Origin of the sequence: Micromonospora sp. C97, from assembly GCF_018070385.1 — a bacterium.
GTDB lineage: Bacteria > Actinomycetota > Actinomycetes > Mycobacteriales > Micromonosporaceae > Micromonospora > Micromonospora parva.
Genome location: NZ_JAGPXU010000019.1, coordinates 40,178 through 54,645, shown reverse-complemented (window position 1 = coordinate 54,645; position 14,468 = coordinate 40,178). Strand labels below are relative to the sequence as shown.

Below are 14,468 nucleotides of genomic sequence, written 5' to 3'. Positions count from 1 at the left end.
AAAGGAGGAAACACCATGTCACAGCTGTTGCGGGTGCAGTGCTTCAACGTTTCACGCGACGGGTTCGGCACCGGAGAGGGGCAGAGCCTGGAACGCCCCTTCGGTCACGCGGACCCCACCCCACTGTTCTCCTGGCGTGCCGCCACCGCCAGCTTCGTGTACCGCACCGAGCCAGGCGGCAGTCGCGGCCTGGACGACTACCTGACCCGCGACGCCGAGTGCAACATCGGCGCGGAGATCATGGGTCGCAACAAGTTCGGCCCGCAACGTGGCCCCTGGAAGGACCACGAGTGGACGGGATGGTGGGGGGACAACCCGCCGTTCCACACACCGGTCTTCGTGCTCACCCATTACGAACGCCCGTCGTTCACACTGGCCGACACCACGTTCCATTTCCTCAACGCCAGCCCGACCGAAGCGCTGACACGGGCGAAGCAGGCAGCCGCCGGTCGGGACGTCCGCCTCGGTGGCGGGGTGGCGACGATCCGTGAGTTCCTCGAGGCCGACCTGGTCGACACGATGCACATCGCCGTCGCACCCGTCGACCTGCACCGGGGCGAACGGTTGTGGGACAGCCCCGACGAACTGCTCGACCGCTTCCACCTCGAGTCGGTGCCCAGCCCCAGCGGAGTCACCCACCTCCTGTTCTGGAAACGATGACAGCGCTCCTGGCCGGCACTGTCGGCTACAGCCGGGCCAGCACCAGCAACCGGTTGCCGTCGGGGTCGGTGACCCGGGCGGAGCGCTCACCCCAGGGCTGGTCGACCGGCTCCTCGGTGACCGTCGCTCCACCAGTGCGCAGCGCACCCACTGCCGCGTCACAGTCGTCGGCGTAGACGCACAACTCCCAGCGGTGCGACTCGGCCGGCTCGCCAGCCTCCGGGTTGGCGGCCAGGCCGAGCTCGCTGCTGCCCAGTCGCAGCGCGACGAACTCCGGCACGCCCTCGTCCGGGAACCGGTAGGTCAGCTCGAAACCGACCACGTCCCGGTAGAACGCGATCAGTCGTGGCAGGTCAGGTGTCGTCACGATCGGAAAGGCTTCGGTGAACACGGACCACCTCCACGCCGGACCCTAGCCGCTGCCGTGGCCCAGCCGGAACCACCGCCGTCGATCCCGGCAGGTGTCATCATCTGCCGGCCAGACTCACCCCGGCCTCAACCATTTCCGGGACAGGTGGCGTTCTACCTGGCGAGGGGGTGGGGATGACCGAGACGTTCCACGAGTTCGTGGTGCACCGCACGCCGGCGCTGTCCCGGACGGCCTACCTGCTCACCGGCGACCATCAACTCGCCGAGGACCTGTTGCAGAGCGCCCTGGCCCGGACGTACCGGCACTGGCGGCGGATCCGCGACACCGACCCCGAGGCGTACGTGCGGCGGGTGATGTACCACCAGCAGGTCTCCTGGTGGCGGCGGCGCCGGCTGACCGAACGCCTGGAGGCACAACCCACCGACCGGCCCGGCGACGACCACTCCGAGACGACAGCCCTGCGGCTGAGTCTGCTGCACGCGCTGCGCGGGCTCACCCCTCGCCAGCGCGCCGTGATCGTGCTGCGCTTCTACGAGGACCTGACCGAAGCCCAGGCTGCCGAGGTGCTCGGCTGCTCGGTCGGCACCGTCAAGCGGCACGGCCACGACGCCATCCGCCGGCTGCGGGCGACCGCCCTCGACCTGATCGACCCGACGGTGGAGAGGAGCCATCAGTGACCGACCGACTCCGCGAGACGCTGCACGCCGCCGCGGCCGACGTCCCCGCCTATCCGGTCTACGAACGAGCGCTCGCCACCGCCCGCCGCTCCCGCCGCCGCGCCGTCGTCGCGGCTGTCGTGGTGCTCGTGCTCGCCACGCTGACCGGGGCGGTGCTCCCGCTGACGCGTACCCCTGTCGTGGATCCGGCGGCCGGCGCGGACGCCGCACTACCCGACCGGATCGCGCTGCCCCCGCTCGGTGCGCTGCACGCCACCGACCGACCCCGGCTCGGGCCCGCGTCGGTCATCTTCAGCGGGCAGGCGCGACGTCTCCAGGGCTGGGACGAGGACGGCATCGTCGGCGTGGTCAGCGCCGACTCCGACCGCTACCGGATCTTCTCGATGGGTTACGAGGCACCCGTCGGCGAGCAGGTCATCCTCTCGCCGGACGGCCGGTACGTGGCCCGGCCCGCCGGCCTCTCCGAGGACGGCCGGGTCGATCTCATCGACCTCGTCACCGGTCGTACCCGGCGACTGCACAGCAAGGTCACCAACAGTGTGGGGACGAGCCCCAGGGCCTGGTCCCCGGACGGCAGGCAACTGGTGGTCGACGACACCGTGCCGACCGACCCGACGCGCAGCGGCTACCGGCGGGTGCTGAGCATCGTCACGCTCGACGGTGAACGCTGGACCCAGCTGGCTGACGCCGCTCAACAGCCGATCTTCGGCTCGTCGGTGGCCTTCGCCCCCGGAGGTGGACGGCTCGCGTACCAGATCGGTCGGACCGTCACGGTCGCCGACCCGGACGGCCGGACGGTGTCCACCTTCGAACTGCCCGCCGAGAGCTGGCTGGCCGGCAAGGGGGCGTGGACGACGGACGGGGCGTTGACGCTGATCAGCCGGAAGGCCGGCAGCACCGACTGGAGCCTGCGCCGGGTCGACAGCGCCACCGGCCGGAACACCGCACCGCTGCCAGTGCCCGGCGTCACCGGCGTGACCGCCATCCGGCTGCTCGGCTGGGGCCCGGACGGGTCCGCGCTGGTGGTCGCCTACCAGCCCGAGCCCCTCAGCCCGGACCGGTTCGACCAGCCGCTGGAGCTGGACCAACGCACCGCCTACCCCAACGTGCGCGGCGTACGGGTGTTGGCGTTGACGCCCGACGCCAGCGCGCCACGAACAGTGATGACCGCCCCGGAGCAGATCCTCGCCGTCGACGTCGCCGACACTGTGATCAGCGCCGGTCGCACACGCGCCGCGGACCCGGCCGGTGGGTTGGGTGGCCGATTCTGGTTCTGGACGATCCTGATCACCGTGGTGGTCGCCGGCGTCGTCGTCTACCGCAACCGCCGTGGGCTGGCACTCTGGCTCGACGACCGGCGGGTCCGTCGGGCCCGCGGGCCCGACCCGAAATGAGGTGCGGAGCGGCGGGCAGAACTGTTGGATCTCGACATGGTGCATGAGCTCGTTCGTCCTCGAAAAGCCCGCCCCGGGGACCACCTCGCGGTCCTCTCGCCGTCCTTCGCCGCGGCCGGCGCCTATCCGGCGATCCACGAACAGGCAATGCGACGGCTCGCCGACCTGACCGGTCTCGTACCGGTCGAATACCCCACCACCCGCCAGGTGGGCGCGAGCGCGGCAGCGCGGGCGGCGGACATCAACGCCGCCTTCGCAGACCCCCAGGTACGCGGCATTCTCGCCGTCATCGGAGGCGACGACCAGATCACCGTCATCCCTCACCTGGACGCCGACCTGGCCCGAGCCGACCCGAAGCCGTTCCTCGGCACCAGCGACAACACCAACCTGCACCACTGGCTCTGGGGCCTCGGCATCGCCAGCTTCTACGGCGGGTCGTCCCAGGTGCACCTCGGCCCCGGGCCTGCCGTTGACGACGTCCACGTCCGGTCGCTGCGAGCGGCACTGCTCACCGGGGAACGGCTGGAGATCACCGATCCGGGTGAGTCCGAGGACATCGGCATCGACTGGGCAGATCCGCAGGCGTTGAAGTCCTTCGGCGAGCGCGAACCGACGCAGCCGTGGAGTTGGTACGGGCCGTCGCGCTCGGTCACCGGCCGCACCTGGGGTGGCTGCCTGGAGGTCATCCAGTGGATCCTGACGGCGGGACGCTTCCCGTTTCCTCCCGAGGCCCTACAGGGCGGGGTGCTGCTCATTGAGACGTCGGAAGAGCTCCTTCCCGCCCGCGAGGTCGGTTGGATCGTCCGATCACTCGGTGAGCGCGGTCTTCTCAGCGCCGTTGACGCGGTAGTGGTCGCCCGTCCGCCGGTCTCCGACCACAGCCGTCGACCCGCGGCCGAGGATCGGGCACGGCTTCGTGAGCAGCAGCGGGACACGGTCGTCGACGTGGTGACCCGCTACAACCCCGAGGCGGTCGTCTGTGTCGGCGTCCCGTTCGGCCACACCAGACCACAGTGGATCCTTCCCCACGGCGGCCCGGTCACCGTCGATGGCGTGCAACGGCGAATCTTCGCCGACTACCGATAGGGAGTCGCAGGGTATGGAGCCGACACAGACGGCGCTCATCGTGCCGATCCCCGAGGCCGAGGAGGCGGTGGGCAGGTTCCGGGCATCACTCGACCGGGCCGCCTCGTGGGGTGTGCCGGCGCACGTGACAGTCCTCTACCCGTTCCTGCCACCGCAGCAGATCGACGAGCGGGCCTTGGCCGCGCTGCGTGACACCATCGCCGGGATACCTCGGTTCGACGTCGCACTGACGCACGTCGACTGGTTCGGTGACACGGTCCTCTGGCTTGCTCCGCAGCCACATCGGCCCTTCCGCGACCTCACCGGGGCAGTGTGGCGACGGTTTCCTGAGGCACCCCCGTACGGCGGGGCGCACAGCGATGTGGTGCCGCACCTGACCATCGGTCACGACGCCGACAAGCCCGTGCTGACCCACGCGGCGGAAACCGTCGCCGCGTACCTGCCGATCAACGCGGCCGTCGACGGGGTCCGGCTGATCGCCGGCACACCGGACGTCAGCCCGTGGCGCACCGTCGGTGAGTTCCCGTTGGGCCCACCCCCAGCGGCAACTGGTACGGGTCTCCAGGCGGTCTCGGCCTGACGTCGAGGCGCGGCCCGGACATCCCCGGATGCCTCGCCCGACAGGTCACGGCTTGTCGATCAGCTCGATCAGCGCGGCGTCGCCCTGTCCGATGGTCCGTTGGTCGGGAGCGACTCGCACGGTGATTCGGCGGCAGCCGTCGAGTTCGACGTAGGTGCGGGGCTCGCTGGTGGTCAGTGGGATCAGCACAGCGAACCGGCTCGCACGGGTGCTGCACGGGTTCGCCGGTCGAGACGCCCGCAGCGCACCCTCGATCGCCGCTCGTTGGTCCTCCGGCAGCACCGTTCCGTGCGCGAACTCGCCGAGTGGCTCGCCGTTCCCCTGCCTACTCTTCGGCACGTAGTAGACGCAGAGGCGGACCTGCTGCCCAGCGGGGAACGGCTCTGGCAGGGCACGGGCTTCACGGTCGGCCACCAAGGATGTCATGTTGACCTCGCGCTGGCTGCAACCCGCTCTGGCCGAATCGCTCTCGGCGACCGGACGGGTCGCCACGATGGTCAGCGGTAGAGCATCGAACGCTGCCCGGAAATCGTCCGGCAGATTGTCGTGGCAGGAATCGAGTGGTATGCCGGGCCGCATCCACCGGCCGTCCGCGTCAACGAGCGCGAGCCAGGGTGCCTCCTGCAGGACCGCTCTGCAGGCAAAGCCGGGATTATCCGGCGCGTCGGGCCGGCGGAGGGCGGCGACGAGGGCGGCGAGGGCGGTGGCGTCATCGCTACGCCGCTCCGTCAAAAGCCAGTCGGGCCGGACAGGAGGACGCTCCACCCTGCAGACGACGACCGTGGTGGGGATGAAGTCATCGCCGAGACGGGGCAGGGCGGCTGCTTCGCTGGTCGGGACACGGAAGCCGCGCGTGACCATTTCCGGTGCGGCCTCCACGCACGATGTCCACCGCCCCTGACCGGCGGAATCGGCAGCCGTGTGCGGTGAAGGTACGCCGTTGAATATCTGCGCCCCTCCGACGCCCAGGCCAACGACCACTGCCACGGCGAGCGCTGCGCTTCCGATCAGGCGCTGCCGGCGCCGGCGGACCCGCCTGGCCACTTCGACGACCCGGTCCGGTGGCGGTGTCAGTGGCGGAACGGCGCTGGTCAGCAGAAGCCTGATGTCCTCATCTTCATGCGTCACTTCGCGACCTCCAGGCGGCGAACAATTCAAGATCCGGATCGGTACGCAGAATCCGTAAAGCGCGGAAAGCCTGCACCTTTACGGTGTTGTGCGAGCAGCCGAGCACTTCCGCTGTCCGCTGCACCGTCAGGTCCTCGACGTAGCGGAGCACCACGATCGCCCGCTGCTGCCGGCTCAGCCGGGCCAGTGCGCGGCGTACGGCGTCCCGGTCGGCGGACTCCCCGGCCATGTCGCCACGTGAGGGCTGGTCCGGCGGCTGGCTCGGCACCTCACTGCGCCAGCGCCGTCGCCACCAGGAGACGTAGGTGGTGAACAACGCTCTGCGCAGGTACGCCTCGGGATGCCCGGCGCTGTTGATCGTGGCCCAGCGCCGCCAGACATCCGCCAGGACCGTCTGCAACAGGTCCTCGGCCCGCCCGGCATCACCGGTGAGTAGCCAGGCCGAACGCAGCAGCGCATCGGAGCGCGCCGCGACGAACTCGGCGAAGCCCTCCGGCGGTGCCAGTTCCCGGGGTCGTTGCATGGTGTGTGTCCCTCCCACCACCTGAACGCTCTGGGAGACCAGCGAGGTTAACGCGGGAAGGGCGAGGTCTTCGCGGTCTTGTAGCGCCGCCGGGGGTTGCTGGCGTTGCTGACCGCAACAACATCGCAGGCGGGTGGCCTGGTTTGACCCCTGGTTGCACGACCTTGTGGCCCGTGGATGGCCCATGGCTATTCGGGAGCCCGCCCGCGCCGACGTAACGATGGTCATGATCTTGGCGCTCTATCGGATGGACGCCGACGATCCCGAGGACCGGGCTGCTGGCCCGGTCGATCCCCTCCGACGTTAGGACCTGATGTCCGTTCAATTCCGCTCCAACCGCCAGCACCTGCTCCGTAGCAGTCTCCTGGTCGGCGCGCTGGCCGGGCTCGCCACCGGCCTGCTGCCCACCGGCCCGGCGGGCGCCGCCCCCTCCCGGGCGGACCTCGTGGTCGCCGCCTCCGTCGACACCGTCGAGGTGCCGGCCAGCGGTGGCTGGTCGACCCTGACCCTCGACGTACGCAACTCCGGCACGAAGGCCAGCCAGGATGTGACAGTGGCGTTCACGCTGCCGGCGGGCGCCTGGTTCTCCTCCGACGGGTTCGTGATCCCGCCGAGCTGGAGCTGTGACCTGCAGGGCACCGCGACCTGCGTACACGCCCCTCTGGCCGCGGGCGAGATCGCCGACACGCTGAACCTGCCGTTCGGGCTCCCGCCCGGCACAGCTGGAGACGCGGTGACCGTCACCGCCACGGCGAAGACCGGTACGGAGTCGTCGACCGCCAACAACATCGGCCAGGCGAGCGTGCGTTACATCCCCAGCACGATGGACCTCGAGTTCGTGCCCGCCGCAACCAGCCAGCAGCTCCTCCCGAACGAGTATGTCAATGTTTCCACGTCTCTCCGGAACTCCGGGAACTCCCCCTCGGGCGAGGTGACCGTCACCATCCCGGTGCCGACCGGAATGCAGGGCTCAGAGATGTCGAGCGAGGGGTGGGACTGCGCGTTCGGCGACGGCGTCGCCGACGGCCGGACTGGCTGGCGCTGCATCCACAGCCCGCTGTGGCCGGGCGAGACGAGCGAGCAGCTGTACTACGGCGGGATCCTCACCTCCACCACCGTCGGCGACGTCGTGACGATGGAGGCGACCGCGGCGACGACGTTGCCGGAGACGACCCTGGAGAACAACACGGCGCGGCATACCGTCACGGTCGAGCAGGGGGCGATCGTCCGCGGCACCGTCTGGGTGGACGGCAACAACAACCGCGTGTGGGACACGTGCGAGGTGGGCGCCCCGGTCGGCTACGAAGGGATCTACCGCATCGAGGTGGCGACGCAACCCGGCTCGTCCGGCTCCGGCGGGCTGACCACCATCAACCCCGACGGCACCTTCACGGCGTACGTCCGCCCGGGCACCTACCGGGTGCAGTTTCACGTGTACGACCCGCACGAGTTCATCGACTCGATCGACTCGGACCTGATCTACTACTGGAACGAGACCGGTGGCGCCAACTACGGCCACACCGACTGGGTCACCGTAGCTACGGGTGACGAGGTGACGCTGGACGCGGGCGTCAGATCACGCTGGATCCAGACCTGCTGATATTCCTCGGCGCCGTTTCGGCGCACCGGGGCGGTCCGGCCTTTGCGGCCGGGCCGCCCGGATCTCGTCGTGGGCCTATCGGCACGGTGTCCGCTCGACCTTCTGGCTACCGGCCCGTGGATGGTCCGCCGGGTGCTCGTGGCCTGAGAAACGTCGAAGGCCCTGGCTGGGACTCTCGTCCTGACCAGGGCCCTTCGCGTGGAGCGGGTGACGGGAATCGAACCCGCACTGTCAGCTTGGGAAGCTGATGTTCTGCCATTGAACTACACCCGCAAGCGGCACCACTGTACCCGAGTCGTCGAGCCCGTGCACCCAGGTACCCCCGCCAGCCGCGGGTGTCCGCATACCGCACAACCCTGGCCGACCCGGGTTGATCCACTCGGCTTGCTGAAAATCGGGGCGTCCGAAGCGCCGGGATACCGCGGTTTCACGGAAACCGAGTTGATCATGCGGGGTGCCGGCGGCGGGCGTACGTACAGCCCGGTGTCGGCTCCGTGAGGACGGAGCCGACACCGATGATCTTCCAGTCGTGGTCAGGCGGCCGTGCACTGGACGTCACGGCTGAGGCGGGTCGGGCGCGTCGGCGGGACGGCCAACGGGGTGGCCACCGCCGACGGGGCGTTTGGGTCGAGCCAGACCCGCACGGCCGGCCGACCCGGCGCGAGGCCGGGAACGCCCGCGATGTGCTGCTCACGGCGGGTAAGCATCGCCACGTCGATGGTGAACTCGAAGAGCCGCCAGTCGACCTGCGGCTCGGCGCGGGCGCTCTGCGCCAGCTGCGCCACCCGGACCGGATCGGTCACCGGACGGGCCCGCCCTGCCACGTATGCCTCGTCGTCGCTCTCCTCGGCCGGGAACGAGTGCAGCGCGTAGCGGCCGTCCCGTTCGAGGTCACGGCGCTTGGGCGAGTCGATGATGAAGCAGAACAGCCCCTCGGCGGTGATGACCGGGGAGACCGGATGGACGCGGGGCCCGCCGTCGGCGCGGACCGTGGCCAGATAGCCGAAGCCCGGCCCGTACTGCTGGAGGAGAACGCGGATCCCGTCGGCGAGTCGGGGCTCGTCGGCGGCGAATTCGGACCAGGAAGCCATGTGAGCATTCTATCGAACAAATGTACGAGCAGCGACCTCGACGCGCTGGTCACCGGCACCGAATCCGGGCACTTTCGGCAACGCGGCTATGGTGGTCCGATGCTGCTCTCCGACCGCGACCTGGTCTCCGAGATCAAGGCCGGCACGCTGGGCCTGGAGCCGTTCGAGCCCACCCTGGTCCAACCGTCCAGCATCGACGTCCGACTCGACCGGCTGTTCCGGGTCTTCAACAACCACCTCTACACCCACATCGATCCCGCCATGCAGCAGGACGACCTGACCTCGGCGGTCGAGGTCCCCGACGGTGAGCCCTTCGTGCTGCACCCCGGGGAGTTCGTGCTCGCCTCGACGCTGGAGGTCATCTCGCTGGGTGACCAGCTCGCCGGCCGACTGGAGGGCAAGAGCTCCCTGGGCCGGCTCGGGCTGCTCACCCACTCCACCGCCGGCTTCATCGACCCGGGCTTCTCCGGTCACGTGACGCTGGAACTCTCGAACGTGGCGAACCTGCCGATCACCCTGTGGCCCGGCATGAAGATCGGGCAGCTCTGCATCTTCCGGCTCTCCTCGCCGGCCGAGCACCCGTACGGCTCGGTGGTCTACGGCTCGCGCTACCAGGGCCAGCGGGGGCCGACGCCGAGCCGCGCCTGGCAGCACTGGCGCACCTGGCCCACCCGCTGAACCACGACGACGAGGGCCCGCCGCGACGGATCGCGGCGGGCCCTCTCGTCACCCGGGTCAGCCCGGTCGGCCGTAGCTGTGGATCGGGCCGTCGTCGACCTTCTTCATCTTGACCGGTTGACCGGCCTGCGAGGCGTGCACCACCCAGCCGCCGCCGACGTACATGCCGACGTGGTGGATGTCGCTGTAGTAGAAGACCAGGTCGCCGGGGCGCAGGTCGCCCCTGCTGACGTTCTTCGTGACGCGGCTCTGCGCGGCGGCGTTGTGTGGCAGCGACACGCCGGCCTTCGCCCAGGCGGCCAGCATCAGCCCGGAGCAGTCGTACGAGTTCGGACCCTCGGCACCCCAGACGTAGGGCTTGCCGATCTGGGCGCAGGCGAACTTGACAGCGGTGCCCGCGCCGCCGCCGGGGTAGCTGCCCGGGCAGGGCGCCGGGCGCAGTGGGCCACCGCCACCGTTGCCGTACACCTTGAGGCGCAGCTTCTGCAGGCGGTCGATCTCTTCGTTGATCTGCTTCTTCTTCGCCGCCAGCTGAGCTTCGGTGCGGGTCAGCTGGGCCACCATCTCGTCCAGCGGCGCCTTCTGCGCGGCCAGCTGGTCGCGCAGGTCGGCGACCTCGCGTACGTCCTTCTGCTGGTTGTGCGCGAAGCGGTCGAGCATCTCGAGCTGGCCGACCACCTCGCTGGGCGACCGGCTGCCCAGCACCGCGTTGACGGTCAACACGTTCTCACCCTTGTAGGCGCGTACGGCCAGGGCGCTGACCTTGTCCATCGCGGCGTCGACCTGGCGCTCCAGCGGGGTGATCCGGGCGGCCAGCGCGTCGGCCTGCTTGCGCTTCGCGGCGAGGTCGGCGCGGGTGGCGTTGTGCCGTTCGATGATCGGTTCGAGCTTGTTCCAGTCGGCGTCGATCTGGCGCTCGATCTCGGCGACCGACGGGTCGGCGTGGGCCGCCGTGGCACTGCCGGTCAGGACGACGGCGACGCCGGCCAGGGCGGCGAGTGCGGTGGTGAAGCGGGACCAGCGTGGGCGCGGCACGATCGACGTCGGGCCGGCTGATGCCGACCGCTCGGACGACGGCCGCGGGGCATGGAGTGCCACCGGGGTTCCGTACTCCTTCTTCCTGACCGCCTACCGGGTTAGCTGACGGGTTCGGGCGGGAAGTCGGCGCCCTACCGCAGTGGCTGCGGATTCACCCCGAGGGACCTGGGTCCCCGGTTCGCTCGGAAACGACTCGGCGGTGTCGGTCCGTTACCGCCCGGGCTGGGCGGAGCTGCTGTCGGCCCGACGAATGACCAGAGTAGAGACGCTTGTTACCGATCCGCAACCCGCACGGCCGTGACACTCCGTACCGATTGGACGAGGTCACCGACCGTGTGTGAAGAATTCTTTCCCCACGCTTCGATAGATGGAAAGGTATTGACCTGACCTCCCGGACGGCGCGATGGTGACCTGACCTCACTCCGCGAGAATCTAGGGGGTTCGATGCACCATCCAACCCTGTCGACGGGCTGGCGCGCACTGCTCGCCGCCGCCGTGGTCGCCGCCGCCACCACGGTGCCACTCTCCGTCGGCCCGGCCGCCGCCGCGTCCACCACCGACCGTCAGCAGCAGTACGCCGCCGCGGCCACCGAGTACGGGGTGCCGACAGTCGTGCTGCTCGCCGTCTCCTACCTGGAGTCCCGCTGGGACACCAACGCCGGCGCACCGAGCACCAGTGGCGGCTACGGCCCGATGCACCTGACCGACGCCCGGCACGTGGCCGCCCTACCCGGGCGCGGTCACCACGACGCCGGTGCCGAGGACCCGCGCGGCGACGACTCGCGTCCCGCCCGGGTGCCCGCGCCCCGACCGGTCGAGGCCCCCGCGCCGTCCACCGCCGCGTTGCAGACCGTGGACGCCGCCGCCACGCTGACCGGCGTCGCCCCCGAGGCACTGCGCACCGACGCGGGCCTCAACATCCGGGGTGGGGCGGCGCTGCTCAGCGCGTACCAACGGGAGCTGGACGCCCCGGTCGGCGCCGACACCAACCCGGCCGCCTGGTACGGCGCGGTGGCCCGCTACTCCGGCGCGGACAGCGCCGACGCCGCCGCGGCCTTCGCCGACGAGGTCTTCACCACCATCGGCGCGGGCCAGTCCCGGGTGACCGACGACGGCCAGCGGATCACCCTGCCGGCCCGCGCGGTACGGCCCGAGCGTTCCTGGTTGGACCGGCTGGGCCTGCGCCGGCTGGCCCGCCCGGACGGGGTGGAGTGCCCCCGCACCATCTCGTGCGAGTGGATCCCGGCACCCTACGAGGCGTTCGGCGACGGGGACTACGGCAACCACGACCTCTCCGACCGGCCCGCCCGGCAGAAGATCGAATACATCGTCATCCACGACACCGAGGCGAGTTGGGCGACGACCCTGCAACTCGTCCAGGATCCGACCTACGTCAGCTGGCACTACTCGCTGCGCTCGGTGGACGGGCACATCGCCCAGCACGTGAAGACCAAGGACGTCGGTTGGCACGCCGGCAACTGGTACGTCAACGCGAAGTCGATCGGGCTGGAACACGAAGGCTTCGCGGCGCAGGGGACCTGGTACACCGAGGCGATGTACCGGACCTCGGCGAAGCTGGTCCGGCACCTGGCGCTGCGGCTGGGCATCCCACTGGACCGCCAGCACATCATCGGCCACGACAACGTGCCCGGTACCGTCGCCTCGACGGTGCGGGGAATGCACTGGGATCCGGGGCCGTACTGGGACTGGACGCACTACTTCGACCTGCTGCACGCACCCCGACTGGACACCGGCACCCCGGCCACCGGGCTGGTCCGCATCGACCCCGACTACGCCACCAACCAGCCGGCGTTCACCGGTTGCGTCACCGCCGGCGTGCCGTGCGCACCGCGCGGCTCCTCGGCGGTGGTGCTCCGGAGCGCACCGTCCGCGGACGCGCCGCTGGTCAACGACGTCGCGCTCCGCCCGGACGGCACCCCGAACACGATGGCCGTGTCCGACCACGGGGCCCGGGCCTCCGCCGGGCAGACGTACGCGCTGGCCGGCCGGCAGGGCGACTGGACGGCGATCTGGTACCTCGGGCAGCGGGCCTGGTTCCACAACCCGCCGTCCGCGCCGACCGCCAGCTGGACCGTCGGCGTCGTGGCCACCCCGAAACCCGGACGGGCCACCATCCCGGTGTACGGACGGGCGTACCCGGAGCAGGCGGCGTACCCGGAGGGGGTGCCGTACCAGACGATCTCGCCGTTGCAGTACACCCTGGCCGCCGGGCAGCGGTACGCCGTCGGCGCGGTGCTGGCCGGCGAGTACTACCGGGCCAGCACGTTCGACGGCTCCTCGCCCGGTGACTGGACGGTGATCCGCGGCAAGAACCGCTACGCGCAGATCCAGTTCGGCCACCGGATCATGTACGTCGACCTCGCCGACGTGCAGCTGTTGCCGTCCCCGGTGGGCGCGCCCCGCTGACAACCACGACGGCCCCCGGTCGGTGACCGGGGGCCGTCGTGTCGCGTCTGGTGGATCAGCCGGGTCTGCGGAACCCGGCGATGGGCATGGTGGTGATGCTGGACACCTGCACCGGTTTGCCGGCGCGGGGCGCGTGCACCATCTGGTTGTTGCCCAGATACAGCCCGACATGACTCAGGCCGGAGAAGAAGAACACCAGGTCACCGGGGCGGGCGTCGGCCCGCGCGATGGCCTTGCCCTCGTTCCACTGGTCACCGGTGTGGTGGGTGAGGTAGATCCCCGCCGCCTTGTAGGCGTACTGGGTCAGCCCCGAACAGTCGAACGAGTTCGGGCCGGTGGCACCCCAGACGTACGGCTTGCCGACCTTCCCGCAGGCGGTCTTGATAGCGGTACGGGCCGCCTCGCTGACCACCCCGTTGATGGTCGGGCAGGCCGCGGTCTTGACGGTGGTCTTCGGCATCGACGCCTCGAGCTGCTTGATCTCGGCGTCGATCTGCTTCTTCTTGGCCGACAGATCGTTCTGCTGCTTGGTCTGGGTGACGATCAGCGCGTCCAGCTTCTGCTTCTCGCCGTCGTACTTGGCCCGCACGGCCAGCACACCCTCGACCTCCTTGCGCTCCTGCGCGGCGAGCCGGTCGAGGATGGTGAGCTGCTCGGTGAGCGTGTCCGGCTTGGCGCTGACCAGCAGCGCGCCGATGTCGTGCGACGGGCCCGAGATGTAGTAGCGGGAGGCGAGGTCGCCGACCCGGTTGAGCGCCAGTTCGCTCTGCAGCGCCAGCGGCTCGATCTTCTTCTGCAGGTCCGCCGACTTCTTCCGGTTGACCTTCAACTGCGCCCGGACCTTGTTGTACTGCTCGATGGTGGGCTCCAACTGCTCCCACTTCTTGTCGATCTGCGCCTCGATCTCGTCGACCGTGGGCGCGGCATGCGCCGGCGCGGTCAGCAGACCGGCGCCGACCGCGGCAGCAGCGACCAGGACCAGCACCCGATGGGCGGCGCGGCGCAGGCCACCAGAGCGAGCAGACGCATTCAGGTCGTGACGATGAGGGGGCATGGTTGCCACCGGCACCGACTCCTTTGCAACCGACCGCCGGGCGCCTCGCGTGAGGGAAGGGCCGAGGCAGACGACCCACAGCGGTCGGTGCCCCACATTAGGGAAGCGCGCAGCGGTAATCAAGGCGGGCGCAGTAACCATCACTGTCGTGCAACCGCTTGC

The 14,468-nt window shown here is 70.1% G+C and carries 14 protein-coding genes, 1 tRNA gene and 1 riboswitch; of the genes, 8 read left to right on the top strand and 7 right to left on the bottom strand.

Annotated features, from left to right (window positions below):
- Positions 1-15 precede the first annotated feature (15 nt).
- Complete coding sequence (locus tag KBX26_RS22510) at positions 16-660, top strand: dihydrofolate reductase family protein (RefSeq protein WP_210866366.1); 645 nt, start codon at positions 16-18, stop codon at positions 658-660.
- Positions 661-685: 25 nt separating this feature from the next.
- Here the strand turns inward: KBX26_RS22510 and KBX26_RS22505 are convergent, their stop codons facing one another.
- On the bottom strand, positions 686-1,027 hold the full coding sequence (locus tag KBX26_RS22505; protein WP_245233624.1) for a glyoxalase/bleomycin resistance/extradiol dioxygenase family protein: 342 nt from the start codon (positions 1,025-1,027) through the stop codon (positions 686-688).
- A 176-nt stretch (positions 1,028-1,203) separates the two neighbouring features.
- Between KBX26_RS22505 and KBX26_RS22500 the strand changes: the two genes are divergently transcribed.
- The 4 genes from KBX26_RS22500 (at position 1,204) to KBX26_RS22485 (ending at position 4,767) form a co-directional block, all read left to right on the top strand.
- A complete protein-coding gene (locus tag KBX26_RS22500) occupies positions 1,204-1,707 on the top strand; it encodes a SigE family RNA polymerase sigma factor (RefSeq protein ID WP_210857705.1) in 504 nt (167 codons plus the stop codon).
- The gene (locus tag KBX26_RS22495) at positions 1,704-3,101 is read left to right on the top strand and encodes a WD40 repeat domain-containing protein (protein ID WP_210866365.1); all 1,398 of its coding nucleotides are present in this window, start codon (positions 1,704-1,706) and stop codon (positions 3,099-3,101) included. The genes KBX26_RS22500 and KBX26_RS22495 overlap by 4 nt, the downstream gene beginning before the upstream one ends.
- A 147-nt stretch (positions 3,102-3,248) precedes the next feature.
- Positions 3,249-4,187 (top strand): LD-carboxypeptidase, encoded by a 939-nt coding sequence (locus KBX26_RS22490; protein WP_247680964.1) that lies wholly within the window; start codon positions 3,249-3,251, stop codon positions 4,185-4,187.
- Positions 4,188-4,200: 13 nt separating this feature from the next.
- Positions 4,201-4,767 carry a 2'-5' RNA ligase family protein gene (locus KBX26_RS22485; RefSeq protein WP_210866363.1) on the top strand — a complete coding sequence of 189 codons (567 nt, stop codon included), beginning with the start codon at positions 4,201-4,203 and terminating at the stop codon, positions 4,765-4,767.
- Positions 4,768-4,812: 45 nt separating this feature from the next.
- On the opposite strand, the gene KBX26_RS22480 is transcribed toward KBX26_RS22485, so the two are convergent.
- Positions 4,813-5,895 carry a hypothetical protein gene (locus KBX26_RS22480; protein WP_210866362.1) on the bottom strand — a complete coding sequence of 361 codons (1,083 nt, stop codon included), beginning with the start codon at positions 5,893-5,895 and terminating at the stop codon, positions 4,813-4,815.
- The gene (locus KBX26_RS22475; protein ID WP_051708459.1) at positions 5,885-6,418 is read right to left on the bottom strand and encodes a SigE family RNA polymerase sigma factor; all 534 of its coding nucleotides are present in this window, start codon (positions 6,416-6,418) and stop codon (positions 5,885-5,887) included. The genes KBX26_RS22480 and KBX26_RS22475 overlap by 11 nt, the downstream gene beginning before the upstream one ends.
- Positions 6,419-6,731: 313 nt before the next feature.
- Here KBX26_RS22475 and KBX26_RS22470 point away from each other — a divergent pair, with 313 nt between their 5' ends.
- Positions 6,732-8,018 (top strand): DUF11 domain-containing protein, encoded by a 1,287-nt coding sequence (locus tag KBX26_RS22470; protein WP_210866361.1) that lies wholly within the window; start codon positions 6,732-6,734, stop codon positions 8,016-8,018.
- Positions 8,019-8,217: 199 nt separating this feature from the next.
- Here KBX26_RS22470 and KBX26_RS22465 read toward each other — a convergent pair.
- Together KBX26_RS22465 and KBX26_RS22460 are read right to left on the bottom strand one after the other, a co-directional pair.
- Positions 8,218-8,291, bottom strand: a tRNA-Gly gene (locus KBX26_RS22465).
- A 260-nt stretch (positions 8,292-8,551) separates the two neighbouring features.
- Positions 8,552-9,109, bottom strand: coding sequence for a pyridoxamine 5'-phosphate oxidase family protein (locus KBX26_RS22460; protein ID WP_030332010.1), 558 nt, complete (start codon positions 9,107-9,109; stop codon positions 8,552-8,554).
- A 99-nt stretch (positions 9,110-9,208) separates the two neighbouring features.
- Between KBX26_RS22460 and dcd the strand changes: the two genes are divergently transcribed.
- On the top strand, positions 9,209-9,787 hold the full coding sequence (gene dcd, locus KBX26_RS22455) for a dCTP deaminase (protein WP_030332009.1): 579 nt from the start codon (positions 9,209-9,211) through the stop codon (positions 9,785-9,787).
- 57 nt (positions 9,788-9,844) lie between these two features.
- Here the strand turns inward: dcd and KBX26_RS33070 are convergent, their stop codons facing one another.
- A complete protein-coding gene (locus KBX26_RS33070; protein ID WP_030332007.1) occupies positions 9,845-10,885 on the bottom strand; it encodes an NlpC/P60 family protein in 1,041 nt (346 codons plus the stop codon).
- Between the two features lie 13 nt (positions 10,886-10,898).
- Positions 10,899-11,034, bottom strand: a riboswitch (cyclic di-AMP (ydaO/yuaA leader).
- Positions 11,035-11,269: 235 nt separating this feature from the next.
- On the opposite strand from KBX26_RS33070, the gene KBX26_RS22445 reads away from it, so the two are divergent.
- Positions 11,270-13,252: an N-acetylmuramoyl-L-alanine amidase gene (locus KBX26_RS22445; RefSeq protein WP_210866360.1), complete on the top strand. Its 1,983-nt coding sequence runs from the start codon at positions 11,270-11,272 to the stop codon at positions 13,250-13,252.
- 55 nt (positions 13,253-13,307) lie between these two features.
- Here KBX26_RS22445 and KBX26_RS22440 read toward each other — a convergent pair whose 3' ends face one another.
- A complete protein-coding gene (locus KBX26_RS22440) occupies positions 13,308-14,321 on the bottom strand; it encodes a C40 family peptidase (RefSeq protein WP_245233623.1) in 1,014 nt (337 codons plus the stop codon).
- Between the last annotated feature and the right edge of the window lie 147 nt (positions 14,322-14,468).

Coding starts and splice junctions, on each gene's coding strand:
- KBX26_RS22510 (WP_210866366.1), top strand. CDS start 16: ATGTCACAGCTGTTGCGGGTGCAGTGCTTCAACGTTTCACGCGACGGG.
- dcd (WP_030332009.1), top strand. CDS start 9,209: ATGCTGCTCTCCGACCGCGACCTGGTCTCCGAGATCAAGGCCGGCACG.
- KBX26_RS22490 (WP_247680964.1), top strand. CDS start 3,249: ATGCGACGGCTCGCCGACCTGACCGGTCTCGTACCGGTCGAATACCCC.
- KBX26_RS22445 (WP_210866360.1), top strand. CDS start 11,270: ATGCACCATCCAACCCTGTCGACGGGCTGGCGCGCACTGCTCGCCGCC.
- KBX26_RS22475 (WP_051708459.1), bottom strand. CDS start 6,418: ATGCAACGACCCCGGGAACTGGCACCGCCGGAGGGCTTCGCCGAGTTC.
- KBX26_RS22485 (WP_210866363.1), top strand. CDS start 4,201: ATGGAGCCGACACAGACGGCGCTCATCGTGCCGATCCCCGAGGCCGAG.
- KBX26_RS22500 (WP_210857705.1), top strand. CDS start 1,204: ATGACCGAGACGTTCCACGAGTTCGTGGTGCACCGCACGCCGGCGCTG.
- KBX26_RS22460 (WP_030332010.1), bottom strand. CDS start 9,109: ATGGCTTCCTGGTCCGAATTCGCCGCCGACGAGCCCCGACTCGCCGAC.
- KBX26_RS22470 (WP_210866361.1), top strand. CDS start 6,732: ATGTCCGTTCAATTCCGCTCCAACCGCCAGCACCTGCTCCGTAGCAGT.